The sequence below is a fragment of the Stenotrophomonas sp. PS02298 genome (assembly GCF_029959445.1).
Classification (GTDB): domain Bacteria; phylum Pseudomonadota; class Gammaproteobacteria; order Xanthomonadales; family Xanthomonadaceae; genus Stenotrophomonas.
In genome coordinates, this window is sequence record NZ_JASCOR010000161.1 from 1 (window position 1) to 9,429 (window position 9,429).

The window sequence follows — 9,429 nt, forward strand, 5'->3', positions numbered from 1 at the left end:
GCCGAGCCATGCTCGGCAGGGGCTTTAACGGCAAGGCCTCAGCCGAGCATGGCTCGGCACTACAGGGCTCTATCGGCAAGGCCTCTGCCGAGCATGGCTCGGCACTACAGGGGCTCTATCGGCAAGGCCGCTGCCGAGCATGGCTCGGCACTACAGGCAGGTCGCTGCCTGCCTGACGCTGTATCGATCATTCAGCGCGGGCCGCCAACGGGTAAACTAGCGCGATGCCCCAGAGTCCCGCGCAACAACTGCTCTCCAGCGTTTTCGGTTACAACAGTTTCCGCGGCGATCAGCAGGCCATCGTCGAGCACGTCGCCAATGGCAACGATGCCTTGGTATTGATGCCGACCGGCGGCGGCAAGTCCCTGTGCTACCAGATCCCGGCCCTGCTGCGCGAAGGTTGCGGCATCGTCATTTCGCCGCTGATCGCCTTGATGCAGGACCAGGTGGAGGCGCTGCACCAGGTCGGTGTCCGTGCCGAGTTCCTCAATTCCACGCTGGACGCCGAAACCGCCGCGCGGGTCGAACGCGAGCTGCTGGCCGGTGACCTGAAACTGCTTTACGTCGCCCCGGAGCGCCTGCTGACCGGGCGCTTCCTGTCATCGCTGGGCCGCGCCCACATCTCGCTGTTCGCCATCGATGAGGCCCATTGCGTCTCGCAATGGGGGCACGACTTCCGCCCCGAATACCGGCAGCTGACGGTCCTGCATGAGCGCTGGCCGCAGGTGCCGCGGATCGCCCTGACCGCCACCGCCGATCCGCCTACCCAGCGCGAGATCGCCGAGCGCCTGGACCTGTCCACCGCCCAGCATTTCGTCAGTTCCTTCGACCGCCCCAACATCCGTTACACGGTGGTGCAGAAGGACAACGCCAAACGCCAGCTGCTGGGCTTCCTGCGCAATCATCGCGATGAGGCCGGCATCGTCTATTGCATGTCCCGGCGCAAGGTCGAGGAGACCGCGCAGTTCCTCTGTGGCGAAGGCATGCAGGCGCTGCCCTATCACGCTGGCATGCCGCCGGAGGTACGCGCCGCCAACCAGCGCCGCTTCCTGCGTGAGGACGGCATCGTGATGTGCGCCACCATCGCCTTCGGCATGGGCATCGACAAGCCGGACGTGCGCTTCGTCGCGCACACCGACCTGCCCAAATCGATGGAAGGTTATTACCAGGAAACCGGCCGTGCCGGCCGCGATGGCGAGGCTGCCGAAGCCTGGCTGTGCTACGGCCTGGGCGACGTGGTGCTGCTCAAGCAGATGATCGAGCAGTCCGAGGCCGGCGAGGAACGCAAGCAGCTGGAGCGTGCCAAGCTCGACCATCTGCTCGGATACTGCGAATCGATGCAGTGCCGCCGTCAGGTGCTGCTGGCCGGCTTCGGCGAAACCTATCCCAAGCCCTGCGGCAACTGCGACAACTGCCTCACCCCACCCGCGGCCTGGGATGCCACCATTCCGGCGCAGAAGGCGCTGAGCTGCGTGTACCGCAGCGGCCAGCGCTTTGGCGTCGGCCACCTGATCGACATCCTGCGCGGCAGCGACAACGAACGCATCCGCCAGCTCGGCCACGACAAGCTCAGCACCTACGCCATCGGCAACGACCTGGATGCGCGCGCCTGGCGCGGCGTGTTCCGCCAGCTGGTTGCCGCCAGCCTGCTGGAAGTGGACCCGGAAAGCCACGGCGGCCTGCGCCTGACCGATGCCAGCCGCGATGTACTCACCGGCCGCCGGCAGATGATGATGCGCCGCGACGCTGCACCAACCCGCGAGCGCGAGCGCGGCGGCCCGCGCACCGGCCTGCCGGTGCAAGCCGGCGATCTGTCACTGTTCCAGGCCTTGCGTGGGCTGCGCGCGGAACTGGCGCGCGAGCAGAACGTGCCGGCATTCGTGATCTTCCACGACAGCACCCTGCGCAACATTGCCGAGCAGCGCCCGACCAGCGTCGAAGCACTCGGCAAAGTCGGCGGCATTGGCGGCAGCAAGCTCGCCCGCTATGGCCAGCGCCTGGTCGAGATCGTCCGCGAGCAGGGCTGACGCGCAGCGCCGAGCTGCCCTGCCAGGGGCGGCTAACGCTGGCTCAGGTTCTGCTCGGCCAGCAGTAGCAGCCCGTCCAGTTTGCGCCGATCCGGCGAGCCAGCCACCTGCAACCGCCCTATAAGCAGCAGTACACGCTGCAGTTCTTCCTTCGCCATACGCGCATGCCCCAATTGCAGCAACGACTCGGCCAGCGCCAGGCTCGCCTCGACAACGGCGGCACTGTCTTTGCCCTGCCTGCTGCTGGCGAGTTCCAGCGCAGCCTTGCGCAACGTGAGCGCCAGCTCACCCTCGCCCTGCCGAACCGCTAGGTCAGCGCGGATTCCCAGCAGCCGCAGCTGCAGCTCATCCGCGACGGGTACACCCATCCGCTCGAGCAATTGTCGCGCCTGCGCCAACTGTCCACTGCGCACATGCCAATCGATCCGGTTCAAGTGGGCCTGCACGCGACCAGGGGCATCGGCCGGCAGGCTCTTGCTCAACCCGTTGTCAGCGTGCATCAGCATCACGCCAGCCTCCTCCATCCGTCCATCACGCATCAGCAGCCGCGCCAGTTCGCTTTCGGCACGCAGGCTGGTGGGAGAATCCTCGCCCAGCTTCTGTTTGCGGATCATCCAGGACTGCCGATACAGCGCTTCGCCCGCCGCCAGTTCGCCGCGCAGCACTTTCAACGACCCGTAATTGAACAGACCCATCGAATACTCGACCGAATCCTGTCCATCCAGACGTGCGCTCAAGGCATTCCGTTTCTGGTAATGCTGCTCAGCAGCCGCGTAATCACCGGAATCCCGATACAGGTCAGCCAGACCGTCGTACTGCATGCGGACAAAACTGCTCTCCGCACCATACAGCTCCAGCGCATATTGCATACCCGTTTGCAGCAGCGGCAACGCCTGTTCGTATTTGCCCTGTTCGCGGAGTATCTGCGCCAACCGTGTCTCGGCAGCCAACGCCAGGCTGGTCCGGCGACCATGCAGGTTGTCCAGCATCTGCCGGAACTCCTGCTCAGCCGACGCCTGCCGACCCCAGCGCAGGTACATCAGGCCCTTGTTGTACGACAACTCGCTTTTCTCGGCGCTGACGTCAACGTCCCTCACATTCTGATAAAGCGCCGTCGCGCTGTTGAAGGCCGCTTCGCCCAGATCAAAATGCTGCTGATTCACCAAGGCAAGGCCCTTGGCACTGTAAAGGCGCGCCTGCACCACGGCTGGCGCCTTGCTGCCAATCAGTTGCAGCCCCTGCTCCGCCAACTGTCGACCCTGCTCACCATCACCGTCGAGCGTCTTCTGCACCGACAGATCCGCCAGCACATTCGCGGCATCCAATGGCCGCGCGACGCGCGGATCCATGAAGCCGGCGTAAGCCTGTTGCAGCAGTGTGTCGGCCTGATGCGAGGCGCCAGCGTTTTGGTAGGCAACACCGAGCACTGCACGCAGCCGTGCCAACTGTGCCGGGGCATCGGCCAGATCACGCGCGACCTGCAGCGTGGCCTTGTCCAGCAATTGGCGCGAACTCAACTCCTCGGCACCGCGCTCGGTGCGTAGAAATGGATCAGCGGTTTCGAACATGCCAACCATGAAGTTGCTGATCTGCTGCGCCACAACCGCCTCTTCCTGCGCCTGCCGCCGGGTCTCCCACAAACCAAATACGAACACCGCCAGCAGCGCGGTTGCACCCACACCTATTGCCGTGCCTTGCCAGTTCCGGCGCAGCGCTTTCCCAAGGTGATACAGGCGGCCGCCGTTGCGTGCCAGTACCGGCTGCATCTCCAGATAGCGGCGCAGATCGGCCATCAAGGCCTCAACCGAGCGGTAGCGCAGGGAGATGTCGCTGGCGCATGCGCGTGCGACGATGGCATCCAGGTCGCCACGCAGGCGGCGCCGCCAAGGCAGATCAGCCGGTGTATTGGCACTGGGCGCAATCAATGCCTCCCCCGTGTTCTGCGCCTCGCGCATCGACGGTTGTGTCGACAGCAGCTCCAGCAACATCACACCAAGACTGTAGACATCGCTGGCGGCACCGACGGAATGCCCGGCGATCAACTCCGGGCTTGCATAACCCGGCGTGCAGTAACCCGAATCGCGTTTGTCGCGCGCCTCATTGAGCAGGCGCGCCAAGCCGAAATCCAACAACACAGGCTGGCCATTGGCCTGCACGAGCACGTTGGGCGGCTTGAGATCGCAATGCAGCACCAGCTGCTCATGTGCCGACTGCACGATGCTGCAGATTTCCAGGAACAGCACAAGCCGTTGCTGCAGGCCCAGGCCCTGCTCGGCACACCAACAATCCAGCGGCACCCCGTCGATATATTCCATCACCAGATAGGGATACCCATCCGGCGTGGTGCCGCCATCGTAAAGACGCGCGACATTGGACAGCTGCAGGCCGGCCAGCACCTGCCGCTCGGCGCCAAGCAGTTCCACCTCGGTGGCACCGGGCATGCCATGCAACAGCTTGATGGCAACCATGCGCTGGTAGAGACCGTCGGCACGCTCGGCCTTGAACACGGTACCCATGCCGCCATGTGCGATGCGCTCGGTCAGCCGCCATGGTCCGAGCCGCTCACCCACGCCCAGTTCCGGCGCCAGGGCACGCGCCAGCGCGGTATCCAGACGATTGCTGACCCGGCTCAGGCCCACGGTCTGTGAGCGCAGCAGCTGCAACACTTCCTCGCGCACCGCGGGGTCATCACTGCCCGTGTCGAGTGCCTGCGACCATTGCTCGCGCGGTAGCTCGCAGATGGCATCGAACAACTCACGAACCTGCCGCCAACGCTCCGTCGCCATCACCGCACCACTGCCATCACTGCTCAGCGCAGCTGCCGGTTCAACCAGGCCCGCGCGAAGCGCAGGTCGCGGTCAACCGTTGGCGCGGATACATCCAGCACCAGCGCGATCTCATCGCGGCTCATGCCGCCGAAGTAGGTCAGTTCAATGGTGCTCGCTGCACGCGGCTCGAGTTCGGCCAGTTGACTCAATGCCTGGTGCAGGGCCAATACGTCGTATCCGACGGCCGAATCGTCCTGCACCTGGTCCGCGTACGACAGCGTCAACTGCTCGGCATTGCCACCACGCTTGTCCGCCCCACGCGCGCGCAGGTGATCGACCAGCACCGAACGCATCTTCAGCGCGGCGATGGCGATGAAGTGGGCGCGATCCTTGTAATCCGCATCGGTGCCGAGCAGGCGCATCAACGATTCGTTGACCAACGCCGCCGGCTGCAAGGTACCACTGGTCTGTTGCGACAAGCGGTTGCGGGCAATCAGCATCAAATCCGAGTACAAGGCTTCGAACAGATGCTCGCGCGCATCCATGTCGCCTTGTTGCCATCGGTGCAGTAACTGCGTGATCTGCTTGCTCAACCCTGTCCCCAGTGCATGGACGCCCACCAGGGCAACCGACGGTGCATCCCGCATATTAGAACCAGACATCGCGACTTCCAACCACAGCAGCTGATGCTGCTCGTTCCTGCTGCAGTGCTGAGCGATCTGCCGAAGCTGCTTCTGCCACACCAGCCAACAAATAGCGAACACCGTCACAAACCGCACGGACCACCGGGACGTTCGCAGGTTTTCTTCGTTGATCCGCCCCGATAACGCTGAAGCAGACCGTTGACAACGTCTGCCCGGAGAAGGACGCTGCGCCACTTCGCGCCCACCAAGCGCTCAATCGGCAGGTTCTATGCAACAGGGCGTGATGCAAGGCATGTGGGGACGAGGCATATTGGTCTGCGCACTGTTGGCGGCAGGAGCCCAGGCTGAAGCCGGGCAAACGCGGTCCTTTGCTCCCGGCGCGCACAAGGGCCCTCGACTCGGGACTCAGAACGAAGTCGCAGTGCTAGGCACGGCGCATCTGGCACGTTTGCCGGAAACCTTTGATCGATCGACGCTCGTCCCGCTGATTGACCGCCTTGCTGCATGGCAACCGCAGGCCATCGCCGTCGAGACCGTCTCGGGACAGCAATGCGACATGTTGCGCCGCTACCCAGCCCGCTACGCATTGACGGTGAGCGACTACTGCCCTGACCTGTCAGCGGCGGCAAAGGCGACCGGATTGGATGTGGCAGCAGCGACTGCGGCCGCCGAGGAAATGCTGGTGAATTGGCCGGCGCAACCAAGCGCTGCCCAGCGTCGCGAACTGGCAGCCAAGTTCCTCGCTGCCGGAGAGCACGATTCCGCCCTTGTCCAATGGCTGCACCTGCCCGCGCCAGAGCGGCGTGCGGAGGGCGTTTTGAACCAGGAGTTGGTGGAGGCGCTGGAAGCACTGCGCAGCAGTCGCAATGAGAACACGCTGATCGCTGCACAGCTGGCGGTGCGGCTGGGCCATCAACGGCTCTGGCCGATGGACGACCACAGTGCCGACCGCTATGGCCCGGACCCCAAGGCCTACGTGAAGGCTGTCCGCAAGGCGTGGGACAACCCTGCCAGCAAGCAGCGGGCAGCGCTGCACGGCGACCTGGAGACCCAACTCGATACGCCCGAGAACGCACTGGCGATGTATCGGCGTGACAACGGCCCGGACGTCGCCCCGGCCGCCTTCGAAAGCGACTACGGCGCAGCGCTGGAAGAACCCTCCCCGCAGGGTTACGGGCGGATGTATGTCACGTCCTGGGAAACCCGCAACCTGCGCATGGCCGCCAACATCCGTGACCTGATGGGGCCAACCCCGGGCATGCGCACCCTGGTGCTGGTTGGCGCCTCGCACAAGGCGTATCTGGATGCGTACCTCGAGCAGATGCACGATGTACACATCGTCGATGTCCAGCAGGCCTTGCTGAGATAGCGCACAAAGGCCGTGGCGAAAGCCGCGGCCGTGCCGACCTGACCGTAGCCCGGGCAAGCGCAGCGCTCCCGCGGCTACTCATCGACAACCGTCAAGATCACAGGATTGCCATCTCCCGGGTGCGCCGTGCCTACCCGGGCTACGCTCGAGCTGCCAGTACAGGCAACTTGCGGAACGGTCGCCATCCTGCGGGAGAACAAAAAAGGCTCCGGATCGCTCCGAAGCCTTGGTAATGCTGGTGGGCCGTGAAGGATTCGAACCTTCGACCAAAAGATTAAAAGTCTTCTGCTCTACCGACTGAGCTAACGGCCCAAACAAAGACCCGGCCGTAGCCGGGGCGCGTATTCTAACGCAATAAACGCAAAAACAACATCATGCGTAATGGGTTGGATCCGTCATGCCGGCGGCAGTGAAACCATCGGCGCGCAGCTGGCAGGCGTCGCAGTGGCCGCAGGCCTTGCCGTCCATGTCGGCCTGGTAACAGGACACGGTCAGGCCGAAGTCCACGCCCAGGCGCTGCCCTTCCAGTGCGATCTGTGCCTTGCTCAGGTACTGCAATGGCGCATGCACACGGATGCCCGCGCCTTCCACGCCCGCCTTGGTGGCCAGGTTGGCCAGCGCCTGGAAGGCGGCGATGAACTCAGGACGGCAGTCCGGGTAGCCGGAGTAATCAACCGCGTTGACACCACAGAAGATGTCGTTGGCACCCAGCACTTCGGCCCAGCCCAGCGCCAGTGACAGCATGATGGTGTTGCGGGCGGGCACATAGGTGACGGGAATAGTGTCACCGGCACCGGCCTCGGGCACATTGATGTCGTCGGTCAGCGCCGAGCCGCCGATGCTGCGCAGGTCGACCGCGACCACTTTGTGCCCGGCCACGCCCAAGGCGGCGGCTACGCGTGCGGCGGCTTCCAGTTCGGAGGTGTGGCGCTGGCCGTAGCGCACGCTCATGGCATGCACTTCGAAACCCTGTTCCTGGGCGATGGCGACGACGGCGGCTGAGTCCATGCCGCCGGAAAGAAGCACGACTGCTTTCTTTTTCATGGTGATGATCCGGTTGGGAGAGGAAAGCCAGCACGCTGTCCCGCGCCGGGGTAAACGATTGGAGGGTGCGACGCCGGCTCAGTAACCCGGTGCGTCGTCCCACAGCAATTTGTGCAGCTGCATCTGGAAGCGCACCGGCAGGCGATCGGCGACGATCCAGTCGGCCAGCTCGCGCGGGCTGACCTGCGACTTGCTCGGTGAGAACAACACCATGCAGCGCTCCGGCAAACGGTGCTCGCTGAGCATGGACTTGGCCCACTCGTAGTCACCACGGCTGCAGATGACGAACTTGAGCTGGTCACGGGCGGTCAGCAGCGGAATGTTCTCCAGCCGGTTGCGTGCCATTTCCGCCGAATCCGGCGTCTTCAGGTCGACCACGCGTGATACGCGCGGATCCACATCGGCGATGTCCAGTGCGCCGGAGGTCTCCAGCGACACATCCAGGCCGGCTTCGCAGAGCTTGTGCAGCAGGATCAGGCAGCGCTTCTGCGCCAGCGGCTCACCGCCGGTCACGCAGACGTGGCGCACGCCCTGCTTCAACACTTCGGCGACGATATCGTCGATGTCCCACCAATCGCCGCCGTGGAACGCATAGGCGGTATCGCAATACTGGCAGCGCAGCGGGCAGCCGGTCAGGCGCACGAACACGGTGGGCCAGCCGGCGGTATCGGCTTCGCCTTGCAGGGACAGGAAAATTTCAGTGATCTTCAGTCGCGGCAACGGCGACTGCACGATCTCGCTGGGAACAGCGGCGTTCGGAGAGTTCATATTCATTGGCCGCACCGTCGGTGCGGCACCACATCAACGCAGCTGCTGGCCGAGCCGGATCGACTGCAGTCGGTCCTGGGCAGTACGGGCCGCATCACTGCCGGGAAAACGGGAAACAACCTCTTCCAGGGTTTGTTGCGCCTGGGCATTGTTGCCTTCACCGAACTGCGACAGGCCAAGCTTCAGCAAACCGCCGGCAGCCTTGTCATGGGTCGGATAACGGGCAACCAGATCGCTGAACTGTGCCTCAGCCATCTTGAAATTACGGGTCGCATAGAAGCTCTCACCCAGCCAATACAAGGCATTGGGGGTGTAGGCAGCATTCGGGTACAACTCAAGGAAGCTCTGGAACAACTGCGCGGAGTCGGCATAGTTGCCGGCCTTCAACGCATCGAACGCGACGTTGTAGGCAGCGCGCTCATCACCGGCCGAAGCCAGCGTACCGGCATCGCCACGTACCGTCGGCGGACGTTCGGCAGCAGCCGCTGTCGGCTTTGCGGCCGCAGCGGCAGGCGTCACCGCGCCAGTGGCAGGAGCTGCCGGAGCGCCAGCACCGCCTTCAAGGCGATTGAGGCGACCGTCCAGGTCCAGGTACTGATCGCGATTGCGCTGCTTCAGCTGTTCGTTCTCGTGCTGAAGCTGCTCGATCGTGCCCTGCAACGCCTGCATTTCGGTACGCAGCTGCTGCAGCTGATTGAGCATGTCGGTATTGGCCTGGCTGTTGTTGACCTGCGTTTCCAGCACGCCAACACGGTCAGCCAAACTTGCCCGCTGTGCATACGCGGGCGCGGCAGCCCCCAGGGCTGCCG

7 protein-coding genes and 1 tRNA gene are annotated in these 9,429 nt (G+C 64.1%); 2 read left to right on the forward strand and 6 right to left on the reverse strand.

Translation table 11 applies throughout. The annotated features are described in order from the left end of the window. The first annotated feature begins 224 nt into the window (after window positions 1-224). Entirely contained in the window at window positions 225-2,027 is a 1,803-nt protein-coding gene (gene recQ, locus QMX78_RS17770) for a DNA helicase RecQ (protein ID WP_282272013.1), read from the forward strand. Window positions 2,028-2,059: 32 nt separating this feature from the next. Here the strand turns inward: recQ and QMX78_RS17775 are convergent, their stop codons facing one another. Both QMX78_RS17775 and QMX78_RS17780 read right to left on the reverse strand, forming a co-directional pair. Next, window positions 2,060-4,813 carry a serine/threonine-protein kinase gene (locus QMX78_RS17775; RefSeq protein WP_282272015.1) on the reverse strand — a complete coding sequence of 918 codons (2,754 nt, stop codon included), beginning with the start codon at window positions 4,811-4,813 and terminating at the stop codon, window positions 2,060-2,062. Between the two features lie 23 nt (window positions 4,814-4,836). After that, on the reverse strand, window positions 4,837-5,457 hold the full coding sequence (locus QMX78_RS17780) for an ECF-type sigma factor (RefSeq protein ID WP_282272017.1): 621 nt from the start codon (window positions 5,455-5,457) through the stop codon (window positions 4,837-4,839). A 538-nt stretch (window positions 5,458-5,995) separates the two neighbouring features. On the opposite strand from QMX78_RS17780, the gene QMX78_RS17785 reads away from it, so the two are divergent. Further along, window positions 5,996-6,808: a DUF5694 domain-containing protein gene (locus QMX78_RS17785; RefSeq protein WP_282272019.1), complete on the forward strand. Its 813-nt coding sequence runs from the start codon at window positions 5,996-5,998 to the stop codon at window positions 6,806-6,808. Window positions 6,809-7,044: 236 nt separating this feature from the next. Here the strand turns inward: QMX78_RS17785 and QMX78_RS17790 are convergent. The 4 genes from QMX78_RS17790 to ybgF form a co-directional block, all read right to left on the reverse strand. Next, window positions 7,045-7,120: transfer RNA gene (locus QMX78_RS17790), tRNA-Lys, on the reverse strand. Between the two features lie 60 nt (window positions 7,121-7,180). Beyond that, entirely contained in the window at window positions 7,181-7,852 is a 672-nt protein-coding gene (gene queC / locus QMX78_RS17795) for a 7-cyano-7-deazaguanine synthase QueC (protein WP_282272021.1), read from the reverse strand. A gap of 78 nt (window positions 7,853-7,930) precedes the next feature. Next, complete coding sequence (gene queE / locus QMX78_RS17800; RefSeq protein ID WP_282272026.1) at window positions 7,931-8,620, reverse strand: 7-carboxy-7-deazaguanine synthase QueE; 690 nt, start codon at window positions 8,618-8,620, stop codon at window positions 7,931-7,933. Window positions 8,621-8,653: 33 nt separating this feature from the next. Then, window positions 8,654-9,429 (reverse strand): tol-pal system protein YbgF (gene ybgF / locus QMX78_RS17805; protein ID WP_282272023.1); only part of this gene is annotated, 776 nt, incomplete at its 5' end.